18 protein-coding genes are annotated in these 16,790 nt (G+C 64.2%); 9 read left to right on the top strand and 9 right to left on the bottom strand.

Features of this window, described 5'->3' with window-relative positions; all coding sequences use genetic code 11:
- Nucleotides 1–65: 65 nt before the first annotated feature.
- On the bottom strand, nt 66–1,319 hold the full coding sequence (locus C8J98_RS06435) for a helix-turn-helix domain-containing protein (RefSeq protein WP_107912024.1): 1,254 nt from the start codon (nt 1,317–1,319) through the stop codon (nt 66–68).
- A 336-nt stretch (nt 1,320–1,655) separates the two neighbouring features.
- On the opposite strand from C8J98_RS06435, the gene C8J98_RS06430 reads away from it, so the two are divergent.
- The 3 genes from C8J98_RS06430 to C8J98_RS06420 all read left to right on the top strand — a co-directional run bounded on the left by C8J98_RS06430 (nt 1,656) and on the right by C8J98_RS06420 (nt 4,722).
- Nucleotides 1,656–2,765: a helix-turn-helix domain-containing protein gene (locus C8J98_RS06430; RefSeq protein ID WP_199229830.1), complete on the top strand. Its 1,110-nt coding sequence runs from the start codon at nt 1,656–1,658 to the stop codon at nt 2,763–2,765.
- 101 nt (nt 2,766–2,866) lie between these two features.
- Nucleotides 2,867–4,339, top strand: a complete 1,473-nt coding sequence (locus tag C8J98_RS06425; protein ID WP_158272622.1) for a mechanosensitive ion channel family protein — start codon at nt 2,867–2,869, stop codon at nt 4,337–4,339.
- Nucleotides 4,340–4,404: 65 nt separating this feature from the next.
- Complete coding sequence (locus C8J98_RS06420; protein ID WP_146171566.1) at nt 4,405–4,722, top strand: AraC family transcriptional regulator; 318 nt, start codon at nt 4,405–4,407, stop codon at nt 4,720–4,722.
- A gap of 10 nt (nt 4,723–4,732) precedes the next feature.
- Here the strand turns inward: C8J98_RS06420 and C8J98_RS06415 are convergent, their stop codons facing one another.
- Nucleotides 4,733–5,857 (bottom strand): acyl-CoA desaturase, encoded by a 1,125-nt coding sequence (locus C8J98_RS06415; protein WP_107912017.1) that lies wholly within the window; start codon nt 5,855–5,857, stop codon nt 4,733–4,735.
- An 8-nt stretch (nt 5,858–5,865) separates the two neighbouring features.
- Complete coding sequence (locus tag C8J98_RS06410; RefSeq protein ID WP_199229829.1) at nt 5,866–6,939, bottom strand: ferredoxin reductase; 1,074 nt, start codon at nt 6,937–6,939, stop codon at nt 5,866–5,868.
- 95 nt (nt 6,940–7,034) lie between these two features.
- On the opposite strand from C8J98_RS06410, the gene fabR reads away from it, so the two are divergent.
- Nucleotides 7,035–7,685 carry an HTH-type transcriptional repressor FabR gene (gene fabR / locus C8J98_RS06405; protein ID WP_107912013.1) on the top strand — a complete coding sequence of 217 codons (651 nt, stop codon included), beginning with the start codon at nt 7,035–7,037 and terminating at the stop codon, nt 7,683–7,685.
- Between the two features lie 100 nt (nt 7,686–7,785).
- Entirely contained in the window at nt 7,786–8,040 is a 255-nt protein-coding gene (locus C8J98_RS06400; protein WP_146171563.1) for a hypothetical protein, read from the top strand.
- Nucleotides 8,041–8,049: 9 nt separating this feature from the next.
- Here C8J98_RS06400 and C8J98_RS06395 read toward each other — a convergent pair whose 3' ends face one another.
- The 4 genes from C8J98_RS06395 to C8J98_RS06380 form a co-directional block, all read right to left on the bottom strand.
- Nucleotides 8,050–8,721 carry a hypothetical protein gene (locus C8J98_RS06395; protein ID WP_107912009.1) on the bottom strand — a complete coding sequence of 224 codons (672 nt, stop codon included), beginning with the start codon at nt 8,719–8,721 and terminating at the stop codon, nt 8,050–8,052.
- Nucleotides 8,722–8,929: 208 nt separating this feature from the next.
- Complete coding sequence (locus tag C8J98_RS06390) at nt 8,930–9,670, bottom strand: nuclear transport factor 2 family protein (RefSeq protein WP_107912007.1); 741 nt, start codon at nt 9,668–9,670, stop codon at nt 8,930–8,932.
- Between the two features lie 45 nt (nt 9,671–9,715).
- A complete protein-coding gene (locus tag C8J98_RS06385) occupies nt 9,716–10,402 on the bottom strand; it encodes a YoaK family protein (RefSeq protein WP_199229828.1) in 687 nt (228 codons plus the stop codon).
- A gap of 4 nt (nt 10,403–10,406) precedes the next feature.
- Nucleotides 10,407–11,111 carry a pirin family protein gene (locus tag C8J98_RS06380; RefSeq protein ID WP_107912005.1) on the bottom strand — a complete coding sequence of 235 codons (705 nt, stop codon included), beginning with the start codon at nt 11,109–11,111 and terminating at the stop codon, nt 10,407–10,409.
- Nucleotides 11,112–11,283: 172 nt separating this feature from the next.
- Here C8J98_RS06380 and C8J98_RS06375 point away from each other — a divergent pair, with 172 nt between their 5' ends.
- Complete coding sequence (locus tag C8J98_RS06375) at nt 11,284–12,411, top strand: hypothetical protein (RefSeq protein ID WP_233260131.1); 1,128 nt, start codon at nt 11,284–11,286, stop codon at nt 12,409–12,411.
- Here the strand turns inward: C8J98_RS06375 and C8J98_RS06370 are convergent.
- On the bottom strand, nt 12,394–12,771 hold the full coding sequence (locus C8J98_RS06370; protein ID WP_107912004.1) for a hypothetical protein: 378 nt from the start codon (nt 12,769–12,771) through the stop codon (nt 12,394–12,396). The genes C8J98_RS06375 and C8J98_RS06370 overlap by 18 nt on opposite strands.
- Before the next feature lie 174 nt (nt 12,772–12,945).
- On the opposite strand from C8J98_RS06370, the gene C8J98_RS06365 reads away from it, so the two are divergent.
- The 3 genes from C8J98_RS06365 to C8J98_RS06355 all read left to right on the top strand — a co-directional run bounded on the left by C8J98_RS06365 (nt 12,946) and on the right by C8J98_RS06355 (nt 16,214).
- A complete protein-coding gene (locus tag C8J98_RS06365; protein ID WP_107912002.1) occupies nt 12,946–14,067 on the top strand; it encodes a histidine kinase in 1,122 nt (373 codons plus the stop codon).
- Nucleotides 14,064–14,849 carry a response regulator gene (locus tag C8J98_RS06360; protein WP_107912000.1) on the top strand — a complete coding sequence of 262 codons (786 nt, stop codon included), beginning with the start codon at nt 14,064–14,066 and terminating at the stop codon, nt 14,847–14,849. The genes C8J98_RS06365 and C8J98_RS06360 overlap by 4 nt, the downstream gene beginning before the upstream one ends.
- 171 nt (nt 14,850–15,020) lie before the next feature.
- Nucleotides 15,021–16,214 (top strand): DUF2252 family protein, encoded by a 1,194-nt coding sequence (locus C8J98_RS06355; protein WP_233260130.1) that lies wholly within the window; start codon nt 15,021–15,023, stop codon nt 16,212–16,214.
- Between the two features lie 60 nt (nt 16,215–16,274).
- Here the strand turns inward: C8J98_RS06355 and C8J98_RS06350 are convergent, their stop codons facing one another.
- On the bottom strand, nt 16,275–16,685 hold the full coding sequence (locus C8J98_RS06350) for a DUF3224 domain-containing protein (RefSeq protein ID WP_107911996.1): 411 nt from the start codon (nt 16,683–16,685) through the stop codon (nt 16,275–16,277).
- Nucleotides 16,686–16,790 lie beyond the last annotated feature (105 nt).

Here is a 16,790-nt window from a genome sequence, read left to right as displayed (position 1 = left end):
GGGAACCATTGAACCGCCTGAGGCCCCACGCGTGCATCGTGCGAACCCACAACGAGGATGTGTTTTTACACAGGCGGATCGCGCTCGCTCGCGCGGCGCAGCGTTAGCGCCACGTGCAGTCGCGACATCCACGCGGCATCGTCGAGCGAGCCGCCGAGGATCTCCTCGATGCGACCAAGCCGGTAGTTCAATGTATTGGGATGGATACCCAACTGCTCGGACGCGTGCTTGCGATGCTGGCCGCTGTCGAAGAACACCGCGAGTGTCGTGAGCAGTTCGACTTCGTGGGAAAGGCGTTCCACCATGGCGTCGAGATAGCGCAGGGCATTGCCGCTGCGCAACACGCTTTCATTGAGGACCATGTCCGAGAAAGCGAACACACGGCGTTGCGGGGCCAGTCGCGGACCCTGGTCCAGCGCGCGGAAGGCTTCATCCATGCTGGTCGACCAGCCGCGGGCGCCCTGGTTCATCAGGCCGATGCCGACCCGCCTGACGCAGTTGACCGCGTTCGCGAGTTCCGTGGCCTGCCGCTGCACGAGGTTGTCGGCGGCGAGCACGGAGTCCCCGCGGGTCAACGGTAGCCAGATCACCAGGCGCTCGCGGTACAAGGAACGGACGAGGTCATCGGCGGGGATACCGATGCAGCGTGAGATGGCCAGGAGCGTGCGATCGAGTTCGCCCTCCACGTGGGAAGGGAGTACCTGCGGCATGACCACATCCAGCGCGAGGCAGACGCGCGGGGCTGACGGGTCGAGGCCGAGAGCCGATGCCGCCTTGTGAAAGGCCGCATCGTCGTCCGGAAAACTGAAAATGACGCTCGTCAACTCGTAACGCAGGGCGTCCCGCCAGCGTGCGTGCTGGAATTGCTCGTCGAGGTAGGCCGAGGCGATGCGCTCGGCCAGATCGTCGAAGTAGTCCAGCAGATAGGTGGAGAACACCAGAACGAGTTCGTCGCGAGCCTCGGCATCGTCCTTTGCCACCTCCAGCAGCGTCGACCACAGTTCGCGCGAGCCCAGGCGCACGGCGCGCAGCAGGGAGGTAAGGCTGACCCCCTGGTGCACCCGGCGCCGCGCCGTGTCACCCAGGACACGCAGTTCGGCCTCGGTGGGGGCATCGCCCTCCAGGATGGTGCGGAACCACACGCCGGCGGAGAAGGCGAGGAAGTCACGAACGTCCTGCTTGACCGTCGCAGAGAGGGCCGCATAGTCCCGGTCGTTGTCGATCAGCGTACGGCCGATCCGCGCAACGATGGGTTCGGGATCCTCGGCGATCGCCCGGGCCATCTCCCGAAGGCGGCCCTGCAGGCGCGGAGTGTGCATGGACAAGCGGATCCTCCCATGGCGCGCCGGGCATGCCGGCCATCTTTAATGAGTATGCGCGTGGGCAACTGTGAAACTCCACAAGCCGAACCACGTTTTTGACGATGGGCCCACCATGTGTCAACTGCTACAACAGGCATTGAGCGCGAACAGGCGCGAGCGGATGCAAGGGATGTTGTGCGGATATCGGTAACCATTCCCGAAATGGGGTCAAAACTACGGGCAAAAACCGAGCAACTAGCCAGTGACCAAGCCCGTATCGTCGAGCGGGTGTATGCGGCAATCACGGTTTCGGACGAGGCGTATCGCACGCTTCCCGGGCCGCACAGGGATGACGTGCATGCCCACGTCGCCTTCTCCGTGGCGCTTTGGTTCAAGACGTTGCTCGGCGGCCGTTCGCCAGGCCCGGGCGACCGCGATCTTCTGGAGGCCTATGGTCGGCGCCGCGTGCATCTGGGTGTGCCGCTGACGGCGCTGCTCGCGGCCATTCGCATCGGTTCGCAGGAACTTTGGGGGGCGATGGTGGAAGTGGGCCTGGAGGAGCGCGAGGTCCTCGAAGGGCTACTCACCACGGTGTGTCCCTGCCTGCTCGGGTTCTTCGACCAGCTGGCGCAGTCCATTGGCGTCGCCTATGTCGACGAGCAGCAGCGGCAGGCGAGATGGCGTGAATCGCTGCGCAACGAGCTGGTGTGCGTGGTCTTCAGTTTCCCGGACGATGCAAGCGGCTTCCGCCGCGCTTGCGAGTCCCTGGGGCTGGACTCGACCATGCCTCGCGTTGCCCTGGCGCTCGACCTTGCCATCCCGGACATCCTCGCCTCGCGACACGAGAGCGAAGTGGAGCAACTGGTGCTGGCTATCGCCCGGCAGCTCAAGCTGCCGACCGACGACCTGGTCAGTGCAGTACACCAGGGACGGCTGGTGATCTGGGTCCCGGCAGTGCGCGGCGAATCCATGCTCACCACCGACCGCCGGATGCGGACACATGCGCACTCGCTGGTTCGCGCCGTTTCGCAGGTTCATGGCGTCGGCGTGGGCTTGATGAACGAGGGTGCCGTGGGATGGGCGACCTCGGTGGACGAGGCATTCAAGGCCTTGCAGGCGGGGCGGCGTCGTGGCGATGACCCGCCGGTGTTCCTGTATTCCGACCAGGCCGTGACCGATAGCGTGCTCGGCACCGACAACGTGCTGCGCTACCTCAACTCACTGCTGGAACGGATATCGATCGAGCCGGAACTGCTGTCCACGCTGGCGACCTACTTCGACCAGGGCCAGCACCGGAAGCTCACCGCCAGCGCCCTCGGCATCCACCCGAACACGCTCAACTACCGGTTGGCACGGCTCGAGGCGATCCTGGGCGCGCAACTGGACGACGCCGGCTGGATATCGAAGCTTGACCTGGTGATCCAGCTTCGCCGGCTGAGCCGACACATCGGGATACCGTTGTAAAAAAGCATAGTCAGCTTGTCGCTATACACGATTCCGTGAAACGATGGCTCCGTTAGTCTGAAAGCATGGACGCTGCCATCCAAGCCCCACGGGGAGAACACGTGACCTTCCTCGATCGCGCCATGTTATTGGGCATCGGCGTTCTCGCCCTCGATTTCCTGTCTTGGCGTTTCCTGCGCTTCCGCGGCAGGAATCAGCACACTTTCGTGCGGATACCACTGTTCCTCCTGCTGTCGTACGTCCTGTGGACCTATGGCATGGTCCCGTTCGGCGAGGCGCCGTGGAAGGACCAACCGCTGCGTCATTTCCTTGCCCAGGCGCTGGAGCTGATGTGGTGGCTGCAGTTCGCGCAGATCGCGACGGCCCTGATGAGCGCCTTCGTGCTTCCCCAGGGCCTGCGCGAAAAGCTCTTTCGCGACGTGGTCCGCGCGCTCACGTTCATGGGTGCCTTGTTAGCCGGCCTCGTGTTTGTCGTCAATCTTCCGGTCGGCGGTCTGCTCGCGACCTCGGGCGCCGTGGCCATCGTGATCGGCCTGGCGGTGCAGAGCACGCTCGCGGACGTTTTCTCCGGCGTCGTGCTCAGTGCGACGGAGCCTTTCAGCATCGGCGATTCGGTCTCCATCGGGGATATCCAGGGAGAGGTCATCGAGAGCAACTGGCGGGCGACGACCCTGCTCAACGGCGATGGCAACACCGTCATCGTACCGAACAGTTCCGCGGCCAAGTCGAACATCATCAACCAGAGCCGTCCGGAGAAAACGCACGGCGTGGATGTACCCATCCAGGTAACCACGCATGCGCGTCCTGCCAGCGTCATCGCCGCGTTGACGGACGCGGTGACCAGTACGCGCGGCATTCTCCTTGCGCCACCGCCGACCGTCGCCGCCATTGGCCTGAAGGGTAAGCACGTCGACTACCGGGTGGTGGTCTACGTCGATGCGATGAGTGCGAAGGTAAAGGTGCGCAATCAACTGATCGATCAGATCCACAGGCATTTCCTTGCCAACGGTATCCCGCTGTCTTCTGGTCAACCCGTGCATGATCTGTCCAAGGACGCCGTGAGCCTGCTTCGCGAGATCGAGATGTTCCGTTCCCTCAGCGACGCGGAGCTCGGCCAACTCGCCGATGCCATGGATCGAAAACAGTTCGAGCCGGGGCAGATGATCTACGAGGTGGGCGTGCAGTGCCCGGACGAACGCCGGGCGCTCTACATCGTCACCTCCGGTGTCGCCGGGTTGCTCGCGGAGCACGCGGGGCGCTATGTCGAGATCGCGCGATTGTCGCCGGGCGATGCCGTGGGACGAGCCGGTGTTCTCACCGGCGAGAGCGTCCCCATCAAGCTGCGCGCCATCGGGCATGTTTCCGTCGCCTGGGTTCCGAAGACGGCTTTGACGCCGATCCTGCAGGCCAATCCTTCGGCGGGGCAGGACATGCTGGACGGACTCGTCGCTTTCCGGGCCATCGCGTCCGAAGCATTCAAGGACCTGCCGGTGAACCCGGAGTCGCACGCGGATATCTTCCACCGGCTGCTCGCGGGCATGCGTCGCCTGCACGGCCTGTCGCAAAGGCATTAAACGTGGCTTATATCAGGCCCGAAGCGCGGCTCAGTGAACTTCAGGCCCGGCACATAGCTGCCTACATGGAAGCGAACCTCAGTGCGCACATGCCGTTGTACCAGCTCGCGAGCGTCGTGCACCTTTCGGTCGGGCACTTCTGCCGCGCCTTCAAGGGGCGCTTCGGCGAGCGACCGCGCGCGTATCTGATGCGGCGGCGCATCGCGTACGCAAAATGGATGATGCTCTCGACCGATCAGCCGCTGAGCGAGATTGCGCTGGCCTGCGGCATGGCCGACCAACCCCACTTTTCCAATGTGTTCCGACGCATGACAGGCGAGACGCCGAGCCGCTGGCGAGCGGAACACCGGCAGCCCATGGCCGAGGTCGTCGAACCGGCGTAAGGCGTGCCGGTTAGCCGCCTTGCAATGCCGGCTCGGTCGCGCGCAGCTTCTTGCCGGGACGGCTGGGCAACGCATGCCGCCAGATACGCCAGATGACCTGGCCGAACTGACGGGGCAGGGAGCCGGTGTTGTAGTGCTGGCCGTAGCGCGCGCAGATATCCTTCACCTCGACGGCGATCGCGGCGTACCGATTGGCCGGCAGATCGGGATAGAAGTGGTGCTCGATCTGATGGCTGAGGTTGCCCGAAAGCACGTTCAGCAGTTTGCCGCCGGCGATGTTGGACGAGCCACGCAGCTGGCGCAGGTACCAGTGGCCACGCGATTCATTGCGGATCGATTCCTTCGGGAACACTTCGGCATCCGCCGTGAAGTGACCGCAGAAGATGATGATGAAGGTCCAGATGCTGCGCAGCGTGTTGGCCAGCATGTTGCCCAGCAGTACCGGCAGGAAGAACGGACCGGCCAGCAGTGGGAACACCACGTAATCCTTGAGCAGCTGGCGGCCCATCTTGCGGCCCACCGGGCGGAAATCGTCGCGCATCTGCGCGGTGGACTTCTTGCCGGCGAACCAGCGACCCACGCGAAGTTCCTGGATCGCCACGCCCCACTGGAACAACACCATGAACACCATCGCGATGACCGGCTGCATCAGGTAGAACGGACGCCAGCGCTGCTCGGGGAAGATGCGCAGCAAGCCGTAGCCGATGTCGTCGTCCATGCCGCGGACATTGGTATAGGTGTGGTGCTGGAAGTTGTGCGTCTTGCGCCAGTTTTCGCCGGTCGCGACGATGTCCCATTCGTACGTGTGGCCGTTGAGCTTGGGATCGTTCATCCAGTCGTACTGGCCGTGCATGACGTTGTGACCCAGCTCCATGTTCTCGAGGATCTTGGACAGGGCCAGCAGCACGACGCCGGCGATCCACGCGGGGATCAGTACGCTGTGTACGAACGCGCCGAGGAAAAGGAGCGCACGGCCGGCGACGCCGCACCAGCGCACCGAGGCGACGATGCGTCGGATGTACGCCGCATCACGCGGACCGATGTCGGCGGTGACCCGGGCGCGGATGGCATCGAGTTCATCGCCGAAGGCTTGCAGCTCGGCGGACGAGAGGGTGCGGTTGCGGACACGGCTCATAGGGATACTCAGAGGTCCAGAATCAGGTCGGTGCTCGGCGCGCTGATGCACAGGCGCACTTGCGAGGAAGGTTCGCTGCTGAGATCACCGGTGAGCAGTTGTCGCGTGGTGCCGGACTGGCGACCGCAGGCGCAGGTGTTGCAGATGCCCATGCGGCAGCCGTGGCGCGGACGAATGCCCTGCGCCTCGAGGCCTTCCAGCAGCGACATGCCGCGGGAGAGCTGCACGGTGCGGCCGCTACGCGCGAGCTGCACCTGTACTTCGCCTTCGTCCCCGGCGGCAGCGGCGGCCGGCATGCTGAAGGCTTCGGCGTCGAAGTGCGCCACCTGGCCGTCCAGGCGGTGGCGTGCGGCCTGCACGAAGCCGCCGGGCCCGCAGGCCAGCACACGACGATCAGCCAGCGCCGCGATCGCATCGAGCGGCACGGTATCGACCCGCGGATCCGGCTCGGCACCCTCACGGGTCAGCAGGTGACGCACGTGCAGGCGCGGGTGTGCTGCGGCCAGCGCATCCAGTTCGTCGACGAAGCACAACTCGTCGCGGCTGCGTGCCCAGTACATAAGGTCCACCTTTATCGGCATCCCGCGCGCGGCCAACGAGCGAAGCAACGCGCGCATCGGCGTAATGCCGCTACCGGCAGCCAGGAGCAACAGGTCGTCGGTCTTGCCCGGCAGCACCATGTCGCCAAAGGCGGTATCCAGAGAAATCAGGTCACCGATGCGGGCGTCGCGGGCCAGATGCCCGCTCACCAGGCCACCGGCGATCGCCTTGACGGTGATCGCCAGGCTGCCGTCGTCCAGGGGGGTGGGGCTGTAGCTGCGGACCAGCCGACGGCCTTCGATCTCCACGCCAACATTGACGTGCTGCCCGGGGAGCATGCCCTGCCAATGGCGATTGGGCCGGAGCACCAGCGTGACCGCGTCGCGGCTGGCCTGGGAGCGCGACACGAGCCGTGCCAGCGGCTGTTCCAGGGTCCAGAGCGGGTTTAGTCGGGTGGCCCAGAAATCGAACAGGGCCGGGGACACCACGCGCCGGGCCAGGCGGATGGGCCACAGGGGCCGCGGGGCTAGTATCGCGTTCATGGGGCACACTATACGCATGCACGCACACCTGTGTATACAGTTGTGCATTCTGCTGGGCGGGGTATGATTCAGGCCACATCTGCTGCCGACGCCCCATGACCTCGATCATCCTGACCCCGTCATCCGACCTTCCGCTGCCGCGGAAGCCGGCTATCGCGCGTGAGGACCTGATCATCGCCGCCCTGAAGCTGATCGGGCCGCACCGCAGCCTGTCGACAGTGAGCCTGCGTGAGGTAACCCGCGAAGCCGGTATTTCGCCGAACAGCTTCTATCGCCAGTTCCGCGACATGGACGAGCTGGCGATCGCCCTGATCGACCTGGCCGGCCGCTCGCTGCGCACCATCATCGGCCAGGCGCGCGAGCGCGCCACCTCGACCGACCGCAGCGTGATCCGCGTGTCGGTCGAGACGTTCATGGAACAGCTGCGCGCGGACGACAAGCTGCTGCACGTGCTCCTGCGCGAAGGCGCGGTGGGCTCGGACGCCTTCAAGCAGGCGGTGGAGCGTGAACTGAGCTACTTCGAGGACGAGCTGCGGGTCGACCTGATCCGGCTGGCTGCCGCTGAACGCGCCCGACTGCACGAGCCGGCGCTGGTCTCCAAGGCGATTACCCGCCTGGTGTTCGCCATGGGTGCCGTGGCGATGGACCAGCCCCCCGAGCGCGACCCCGAGCTCATTGAACAGATCTCGCAGATGCTGCGCATGATCATCACCGGCGCCCGCGTGCTGGATACCTCGCCGTCCTGATCCCGGCGGTCGAACCATGCGCAGAATCGGCAGGTTACCGGCAAGGTCGGTGACTCGACCGCCCGCCAACGCCATGATGGCCTTGGGACAGGGAGAACACATGCCAGCGCAGCATCGATCACCGCACCTGGCCGGAGCCAGGGGCGCGGCCATCCATCTGGACGAACACGAGCTGGCCACGTTGCGCCAGCTCGATGACACGAGCTTTCTGGCCATCGGTCGTCTCGACTGCGCGGTGTGCGACCGCCTGGCCCGACTCGGGCTAGTCCTGAAGGACGCGGACGAGTACTGGAAGATCACGCTGGCTGGCCGGCGCGTCGCTCGAGCCAGGGAAACCAGTCGTCTCAGCAGCTAGTGGCTGAGCTCATCGCCTTGCCCTGATTTTCCAGCGTGCGCTCTGGATATTTCGCTCGCCGACAATATTGTCGACCCACGTTTCATATGAGCCATCTGTGGCGTTCGAGAAGACGATGGATTGCACATAGGCATTCTCGGGAGCGCTGCACGTCACCTTGCCGCGCGTTCTTTCTGCCAATCTTGGAGGATTGGCTACCCTGACGGGATATCGATCGGTCGTGCCCGAGGAATAGCGGCAGATGAATAGGTAGTCGAACGGGTCCGTACGCCTGACCGAATTGCTCAGGACGTAGTCAAACGTAACAACGCGCGATCTCCTCCGGAGGGTGAGTGCCACCTCTGTGCTCCCGCTGAAGCCGTCAATCCTCAGAAAGTGCCCCTCGATATCGCCGTATTTCTCGGAGATCGCCCTCTCATCAAGCGAGCGGCTCAGGGGGTCAAGGGCGGCAGGCTTCTCTACCGAACTCAGTGCGAGGCTGCCAGGACCACTTCTATCGCCTCTCTCCGTGAGGCTGAATTCCGTTCCCTGGACGTCGGCCACCGCTCGAAATGCCTTCACATGTTCGAAGTCAATCCTGAAAACCGGGATCGACATCAGGTGCTGGGCATGAACAGGTGGAGTCGTCGCCATGGTAGCGATGAGCACGGTAAGAACCGATGGGATAAAAGTCCATTTCATGTCGGCATTCCATCGCTGAACACTCATGGCTCGCGCACACTCGCGAGCCGGAATTCACCGCCACAGTCGCGTTATATTGACTGGCGTTGACTCACGCGATGTTCGTGGTCGCGGCGAATAGACGCAACCGATTTCGTTCTGCATAAACGGAAGGAGCTATCGTCGACTCCTGTTTCCAAAGACTTATGCTGAGGATGCGGAGGGGCGCCTACTGCTTATCCCGCACTAGCGTCAGGTCGTTGAATTTGCGCCGCTCAATGACCTTGTCGACTTTTCCATCGACACCACGGCGAAAGATGAGAATGTTCCGCTCGTCGTCGCTTCCCATGAAAATATCTCCGCCCAAGGGCTCGAGCATGTTGGGTGTGCCGCCGGCGTGTGTCGTGTAGCTGAGTCCGCCGTTCTTGTTTACGACAGTCCATGCTCGCGACGGGGCATAGCGATAGGTACCTGCATAATCGTCCGCACGTACGTTCTTCACATCGACCCTCGGCGGTTCGGTCGGCAGGGTAACGTCGGCGTACCCGATCAGTTTCCAGTCGCTGCCTTCCTTTACATAGGTGAGAAGTGCCTGGTATCGCACCGTGAGCTTCTGACCGAACACGGTCTCCTGTTCGTACTCCTCGACCTGCAGGGTCGCGGTGTTCCCATGTTGGGTCACGTGCGCCTCGCGAAGCTCGATGCTGCCCGAAAAGCCTTCAGGGAAGGGGTGGAGGGATGCGATGGTGTCGGCTTTGTGCGTGACCCGCCCGAACTCGTCGACCAGCACGGCATCGTCGGCAAGAAGTCGCTGCCATGTCGCCCTGTCACCTTTCGGGATGGCGTCGACAAGAGCCTGCGTGGAAGCGACCAGCTGCCTGGTCAGTGTCGCGGGCGCGTCCTCTGCAGACACGGCGAAGCAACCGGTCAGCAGGGAAAGAGTGCACAGGGCTAGCGTACGTGTCGCCATACGAACCTCTTCAGGGGAGGAAAGCCGGGATGCCGTGAGTAAGCTTCACTCCTTGGCTTCATCCTTCGCAAGGGCCAGCGACAGGGCGAGCACGGCCGCACCGGCAAGGGCCAGGGGCGGGGCAAGCCCCCATCTCAGGACCATGAACGCACCAACGGCGGCGCCGACGAACAAGGCCAATATGGCGCGCACTCGCCGGCCGAGGTTGTGTCCCGGGCCACCGGCGAGGCGGGAGTCCGCGGCCAGCCCCGTAATGGTGCGGGTGACCACGGTGGTGGTCAGGTCGGGAACGTTCAACTGCCGCACTGTCGCATTGCGCGCCCCCATGGCAATGGCAACCAGGGCGATCAGCGTAAGACGCAGGCCCGCGGCGGTATCCGACGGAGCGGCGAACGCACAGGCTGCAGCGATCCAGAGCAGGCTGGCTTCGATCGTGGCGGAGACGATGAGCCAGCGGCGCCGGCTGCGACCGGTGAAAAACCTGCCGAGTCGCCCGGCGCCGATCGCACCCAGGCCGAACGCGATCAGCGCGATCACGTACAGCTCCCAGTGAAAGCCGCTAGCACCGGCGGCAGCGAAGCCCAGGAACACGACGTTGCCGGTCATGTTCGCGGTGAACACCTTGCCCAGCCCGAGCACGCTCGTCGCATCGACAATGCCGGTGGTCAGCGAAAGCAGGGTGAGCAGGACGACCAGGGGGTCCCGATCGGTCATGGCTGCCGGCGCGGGCATGGCGTCAGTCCAGGGCAGCCATGTCGAACACCAGTACCTCGCTGTCGACGCCATCGCTCAGGACCACGCGTTCTTCGGCGGTGATCTTCGCCGCGTCGCCTGCCGATAGCGGATGGCCGTTGACGTGCACCGTGCCGCGTACGACGTGCACGTACACCAGTCGCTCGTAGCCGATGTTGTGGTGGGCTGTTTCGTCCGGACCGAACAGGCCGGCGTAGAGGCGCACGTCCTGGTGTACGGTCACCGAGCCGTGTTCGCCGCTCTGGCTGGCGACGAGGCGAAGCTTGCCGCGCTTCTCGGCGTCAGGGTAGGTTTTCTGTTCGTAGCCTGGTTGCAGGTGAAGCTGGTTGGGGATGATCCAGATCTGCAGGAAGTGGGTAAGCGTTTTCGCGTGGTTTTCTTCCGAATGGGTCACGCCACTGCCGGCGGACATGATCTGCACCTCGCCGGGACGGATCACTACCTTGTTGCCCATGGAGTCGCTATGGGCCAGTTCGCCCTCGAGCACGTAGCTGATGATTTCCATGTCGCGATGCGAATGCGTGCCGAAGCCGGCGCCGGCGGCCACCCGGTCTTCGTTGATCACGCGAAGCGGCCCGAAGTTCATGTGGTCTTCGTCGCGGTAGTCGGCGAACGAGAAGCTGTGATGCGAATCGAGCCAGCCATGGTTGGCGTGGCCACGGTCGGCGGCGTGGCGAATGACGAACATGGGCTGACTCCGGAGCAGGGAAGGGGTGGCCGGGCGGACGGCCAGCATACCTGTCTAAGCTAAAGGACCGTGGATACCAGCTCTTGCACAAAGCAGTGCTTTGCAGGCCGATCGCAGCCGAGTGTCACGAACCGGGTCTAGACTGGGTCGTCTTTCGCATCAGGTTGCATCCGTGACATCCCAGGAACTGACGGTCTCGTCCGGTGAACTGACCGCGCTGCGGTTGATCGACATCGCTTACACCATCGACCTCGTGCAGGCCCAGACGCTCTGGGCGGCGCGTGCCAGTAGCGCGTTCAGCCGTTCGTACCTGTCCAGCACTCCGCCCAAGGCGGTAGCTTTTGGCGTCGCCCCCTTGTGGCTTGCCCTGGGCGAAGTGGAATTGATGCTGGGTGCGGGCCCGGTCGTGGTGCAGCTGTCCGTGCGCCTCTACGACTTCGGCGTGGCGGCGCTGGCCGCGCGGGTGAAGGTCAAGAACCAGCCATGGAGCCAGTTCGTCGCCGATTTCGATGCACTCGATCGTCTGCTCGGGCCGGCCGGCCCCATGGACTTCTGGACGGAACTGCTCGCGCGCGTTCGCGACATCATCTCGCCCGCCCTGGACCGACCCGCCATCGATGCCTCCCTCGAAGAGGACTACCTGATCGGTACCGTGCATGCGTTCGATGAGCCAATGGATGCGGCGGCGCTGAAGGATCGTGTCGACCTGACCAGCCTGCTTTCCGGCGAGAAACGGCGCCTGTCGCCGGCCGCGCGAAAGGAACTGATGTCGCGCAGCTTTTCTTACTACGCCGACGACCTGGTAGTGCTTACCTGGGATCGCGCCTTCATCTATGAGCCCCGTCGCGATTCCGACGTGGCCGATGTGATCGAAGTGGCCAACGCCCAGCTCGTCGAATTCCGCTACTACGACACCTTGCTCGACGACGAGCTTCCGCGCATGTACGACCGCGTGGAGAACGCGCGCAGCGCCGCCTCGGTGTTCGCGTCGCGACGTTTCGCCAACCTGGCCCGGCGGCTCTACACCCTCGTTGCCGAGGTGACCGAACTGACCGAACGTGTGGACAACGCGCTGCAGGTCACCGAGGACGTCTACCTGGCCCGCGTCTACAGCACCGCACTGGGGCTGTTCCGCGTGCCCACGCTTGGCGCCTCGGTGGACCGCAAGCTCGCCATTATCCGCGACACTTATGCAGCGCTCTACGAGGAGGCCTCCAGCCGCCGTGCGGAGCTTCTGGAGATATCCATCGTCGTGCTCATCATGCTGGAAATCACCATCACGCTAGTGCGCGGCTGGTAATCCCTTCGCGGACAGCCGGAGTCCGCTGGCCTTGCAGACGTCGACGTCCCGGTAGACCTCGCTACGCCCGTCGCGAAATGTCGCGCGCACATCTCGCAGGCAGGTGCCTTCGGGTAAGCGCACCGTGGTCGAGGTGAGCCCACCCTGGAGCGGCTCGCGCAGGTCGATCGACTCGTAACCGGTCGCGTTCGTGTTGGCCACCTCCAGCGCAGTCACGCTGTCGAAGCTGGCGTTGACGATACGGAAGAGTCGGCCGGGACCCGACGGAGGCTGAAAGTCGGCGGCAAGGGCGGGACAGGCCGCGGCGAGGACAACCAGCGCCGCGACGGCGAAGGCAAGACGGACCGGTTTCGTGCGCATGAGGCTCTCCTTGGTTGTTCGAGGCCTCAGGGAACCGTTTCCCGGGCACGACGAAAAGCGTTTCGTGACGAATCGTCGTGGCGCGCGGATGAATCGTAGTGGGTCATACGTCACGCTTCCCGCCGCCACGGCCGGGGCCTAACATGGGCGCCATCCCAGCTCGGACGCATCGCCATGAAGGTTCGACTCGGTACCGCACAGATCGGGCTGGCACGTTATGTCGGCCTCTGGACGATCGTCGCCGTGGTGTTCGCCGAGCAGCACTACCTGCAGGACGACCTCTCCGGCCACACCTGGAGCATCTTCGACTACCTGCGCTGGTCGCTGATCCAGTGGTACGTGTGGGCGGCGCTGGCTCCCCAGGTATTTCGCCTGGCGGCACGGTTTCCGATCCGCCCGCCGGTACGCCTGCGTGGCCTTGGCATGCAGCTGCCGCTGAGCTTTGGCGTGACCATGCTGGCGCAGCTGATCGGCGCCTTCTTCTCGATCTTCACCGAAGAGAGTTCCCTTGGCGAACAACTGAGCCAGTTCATCGGCCAGCACTTCGCCACGGGGCTGCTCACCTACTGGGCCCTGTTCGCGATCCAGCAGGCCATGTACTTCCATGATGAGAAGACGCGGCGTGAAGTCGAGGCCGGCCGCCTGGCGACCGAACTCGCGCAGTCGCGCCTGCAGGCGCTGAAGTCGCAGTTGCAGCCGCACTTCCTGTTCAACACGCTGCACGCCATCGCTACCTTGCTCAAGGAGGACGCACTCTCCGCCGAAGACATGCTGCTTCGCCTGAGCGAGCTGCTTCGTGCCTTCCTCGAAGATTACGACGGCCAGGAGATCAGCCTGCGACGCGAGCTGGTGCTGCTGGACCTTTACCTCGGTATCCAGCAGATGCGCTTCAAGGATCGTCTCACCACGCGCATCTACGTGGCGCCCGATACGCTCGATTGCGCCGTGCCCAGCCTGATCCTCCAGCCGATTGTGGAGAACGCCATTCGCCACGGTATCGGCGAGCGGCTGGGTGCCGACTGCATCGAGATCGAGAGCCGCCGCGACGGTGACACGCTCCGCATCGAGGTGCGCAACCGAAACAGCACACTGGAGAAGAACGGACAGGCCATCGGCACGAGGGCAGGGCACGGTATCGGCCTGTCCAACACCGAACTGCGCCTGCGTGAACTCTACGGCGACGCTGCCCACGTGCGCCTGGACATCATCTGGCCCGAAGGCGTGGTCTGCCGCATCCAGCTGCCGTTTCGCGAGATCGAGGAAATCGACGACGCGCCCGAGGTCGTTACCGCATGACGATCACCGCGCTGGTGGTCGATGACGAGCCGCTGGCCCGCAGCGCCATCGTGCGCCTGCTGCGTGACGACCCGGAGATCGAAATACTCGAAGAGTGCGGCGACGGCGTCTCCGCCGTTCAGGCCATCCGCAACCAGTCGCCGGACCTGGTCTTCCTCGACATCCAGATGCCCGGCATTCATGGCATGGATGTCGTCGCGACGATCGGCGCGTCCCGCATGCCCGCCACCGTCTTCGTCACCGCCTTCGAGCAGTACGCCGTCAAGGCCTTCGAAGCGAACGCCGTGGACTATCTCGTCAAGCCTTTCAGCCGACAGCGATTCGCCGAGACCTTGCAGCGCGTCAAGTCACGGTTGTCCGCCGTGGCGGTGCATGCCGCTGGCGGCTCCGGCATTCAACAAGTGCTCGATGCGCTCAAACAGCGCGATAACTATCTGGAGCGCATCCCGGTGCGTACCGACGAACACGTGGCCTTCGTCGACGTAGGCGACATCGTCTGGATCAAGGCCGATGGCAACCTCGTGCAGATCCACCTGGCCGATCGTCAGTACGAACTGCGGGAAACCATGGCGGCTCTCGCCGAACGACTCAACCCGAACCAGTTCGCCCGCATCCACCGCTCGGCGATCATCAACGTCCGTCGCGTGCAGGCCATCCACCCGTGGTTCAACGGCCACCATGTGGTCACCATGGACACGGGACAAAAACTGCGCATGAGCCGCTACCAGCACGAAGCCTTCCTGCGCCTGGTCTCAACCCGCCCCGACCCGCGCCCCGGCTAAACCCTTCTAACCATGGCCGGACTTGCACAGACTCTGTGGGAGCCGATTCATCGGCGATCCCGCGACAGCGGGCCAGTTCTCCTCCGCCTCGCACTCACTTCACGCCCCCCACGACACGCTCCCTGGCCATACGCGCTCACTATCGATGCGCAAGAACTTACGAGGCGCTTCGTGGCAGTCAAGGGAACCGTTGAACCGGAAGATCGCGCAGCGAGCCTCACGGCGCTACGTAACCTCAAGATGGCACGCTCGGCACACGCCTTCGTCCGCGGCAACACGGTGCAGTTCTACGACTGGCTGGAACATGCGGGACGAGCGTTGCCGAAGGGTCCGGACATCTGGATCTGCGGCGATTGCCATGTAAGCAATATCGGTCCGGTCGCTGACAACAACGGCGGCATCGACATCCAGATCCGCGACCTCGACCAGACGGTGATGGGCAACCCCGCGCATGACATCGTTCGCCTGGCTGTGTCGCTCGCCACCGCCGCCCGCGGTTCCGACCTTCCGGGCGTGATCACCGCGCGCATGGTCGAGCAACTCATCGACGGCTACGAGCGCGCCATGGGTAGCGGGCGAAAGGAGTATCGCCTCGTCGAGCGTCCGTCGTGCATCAGTCTGGTCATGAAGGCGGCGACCAGGCGCCGCTGGAAGCATCTGGCCGAGGAGCGCATCGCCGGGCCGAAGCCGACCATTCCGCTGGGCCGCCGCTTCTGGCCGGTCACCGAGAAGGAACGCTCCGAGCTCGAGGCGTTGGCCTCGGGTATCGAGATGCAGAATCTGGTCACGCAACTCGTGCACCGCGAGGACGATGCCACTGTCGAACTCGTCGACGCCAAATACTGGGTCAAGGGCTGCAGCTCGCTGGGACGACTCCGCTATGCGTTGCTGATGCGGGTGAGCGGCGGCAAGGAGCTTTGCCTGGTCGACGTCAAGGAAGCACTGCGCGCTGCCGCGCCGCGAAGCGCCACGGCGGAGATGCCTCGCGACAACGCGCTCCGCGTGAAGGAGGGAGCGCTCCACCTTGCCCCCAACCTGGGGCAGCGCATGATGGCCTCGCGCATCCAGGGCAAGACCGTCTTCGTTCGCGAGTTGCGCCCGCAAGACCTGAAGATCGACCTCGAACAGATGGAGCCCGCCGATGCCATGGACGTCGCCCGGTATCTGGGCAACGTGGTGGGCAGGGCGCACGCGGCCCAGTTGAATCGCGACCAGCGCAAAAGCTGGCTCGGCGAACTCGCACGCAACCGCCCGCAGAACATCGAAGCGCCGTCGTGGCTATGGCGTAGCGTGGTTGAGCTGGTACAGGCACACGAAGGTGGCTACCTCGAGCACTGCCGCAAGTACGCCGGCGCGCTCGCCTGATCATTGCATCGCCTCATTCGCAGGGCCGGGAAGCTGAGGGTTCGCCGGCGCAGCCGGCTCCTACAACGAATAGGTGAACTCATAGCTGTGTTTGCCATCGGCGATGATGATCTTCATCGAACCGCTCAAGCCTTTCAGCTCATCCGTGCCCGACTCCGGAACGACCTCGATCGTCCACTCCGTCGGGGCGCCTCCCACCATCAGCGCGCGGTGGATCATGACGAAGCTCCCTTTGCGACCGCCGAGCGTGCCACTGATCTTCTCCAGCGCCACATAACCGCCCGAGGTCTTGCCGTCGCCGGCGCCGAGCATCTCGCCCTGGCCGGTACCTTCGAGGTCGCCCTGGAACTGCTTTTGCAATGAGAGGCGGGACAAGCCGGAGCCCTCGGCGGCGGGGTTGTCCGGCGTCTGCGGTTTGACCTCGACGCTGAAGCTGCCCCTGGCGTGCTGCAAAGCGGCGTTGCTGTTCATGGGATCCCCGCACGTGGCGAATGTGACTGTGTTCACGGGTTATACGCCGCCCGGGCGCGAGGGGCGATATCTGCCCTACCATACGGCCACCATCCCGGTACAAGG

This window comes from Luteibacter sp. OK325 (assembly GCF_003050935.1).
In the GTDB taxonomy this organism is placed as follows: domain Bacteria; phylum Pseudomonadota; class Gammaproteobacteria; order Xanthomonadales; family Rhodanobacteraceae; genus Luteibacter.
This window is presented reverse-complemented; position numbering and strand designations above follow the sequence as displayed.

Bases quoted from the DNA above. Each gene is read 5' to 3' on its own strand.
- C8J98_RS06435 (WP_107912024.1), bottom strand. From the start codon at position 1,319: ATGCACACTCCGCGCCTGCAGGGCCGCCTTCGGGAGATGGCCCGGGCG.
- C8J98_RS06420 (WP_146171566.1), top strand. From the start codon at position 4,405: ATGGAAGCGAACCTCAGTGCGCACATGCCGTTGTACCAGCTCGCGAGC.
- C8J98_RS06415 (WP_107912017.1), bottom strand. From the start codon at position 5,857: ATGAGCCGTGTCCGCAACCGCACCCTCTCGTCCGCCGAGCTGCAAGCC.
- C8J98_RS06410 (WP_199229829.1), bottom strand. From the start codon at position 6,939: ATGAACGCGATACTAGCCCCGCGGCCCCTGTGGCCCATCCGCCTGGCC.
- fabR (WP_107912013.1), top strand. From the start codon at position 7,035: ATGACCTCGATCATCCTGACCCCGTCATCCGACCTTCCGCTGCCGCGG.
- C8J98_RS06400 (WP_146171563.1), top strand. From the start codon at position 7,786: ATGCCAGCGCAGCATCGATCACCGCACCTGGCCGGAGCCAGGGGCGCG.
- C8J98_RS06395 (WP_107912009.1), bottom strand. From the start codon at position 8,721: ATGAAATGGACTTTTATCCCATCGGTTCTTACCGTGCTCATCGCTACC.
- C8J98_RS06390 (WP_107912007.1), bottom strand. From the start codon at position 9,670: ATGGCGACACGTACGCTAGCCCTGTGCACTCTTTCCCTGCTGACCGGT.
- C8J98_RS06385 (WP_199229828.1), bottom strand. From the start codon at position 10,402: ATGCCCGCGCCGGCAGCCATGACCGATCGGGACCCCCTGGTCGTCCTG.
- C8J98_RS06380 (WP_107912005.1), bottom strand. From the start codon at position 11,111: ATGTTCGTCATTCGCCACGCCGCCGACCGTGGCCACGCCAACCATGGC.
- C8J98_RS06370 (WP_107912004.1), bottom strand. From the start codon at position 12,771: ATGCGCACGAAACCGGTCCGTCTTGCCTTCGCCGTCGCGGCGCTGGTT.
- C8J98_RS06365 (WP_107912002.1), top strand. From the start codon at position 12,946: ATGAAGGTTCGACTCGGTACCGCACAGATCGGGCTGGCACGTTATGTC.
- C8J98_RS06360 (WP_107912000.1), top strand. From the start codon at position 14,064: ATGACGATCACCGCGCTGGTGGTCGATGACGAGCCGCTGGCCCGCAGC.
- C8J98_RS06350 (WP_107911996.1), bottom strand. From the start codon at position 16,685: ATGAACAGCAACGCCGCTTTGCAGCACGCCAGGGGCAGCTTCAGCGTC.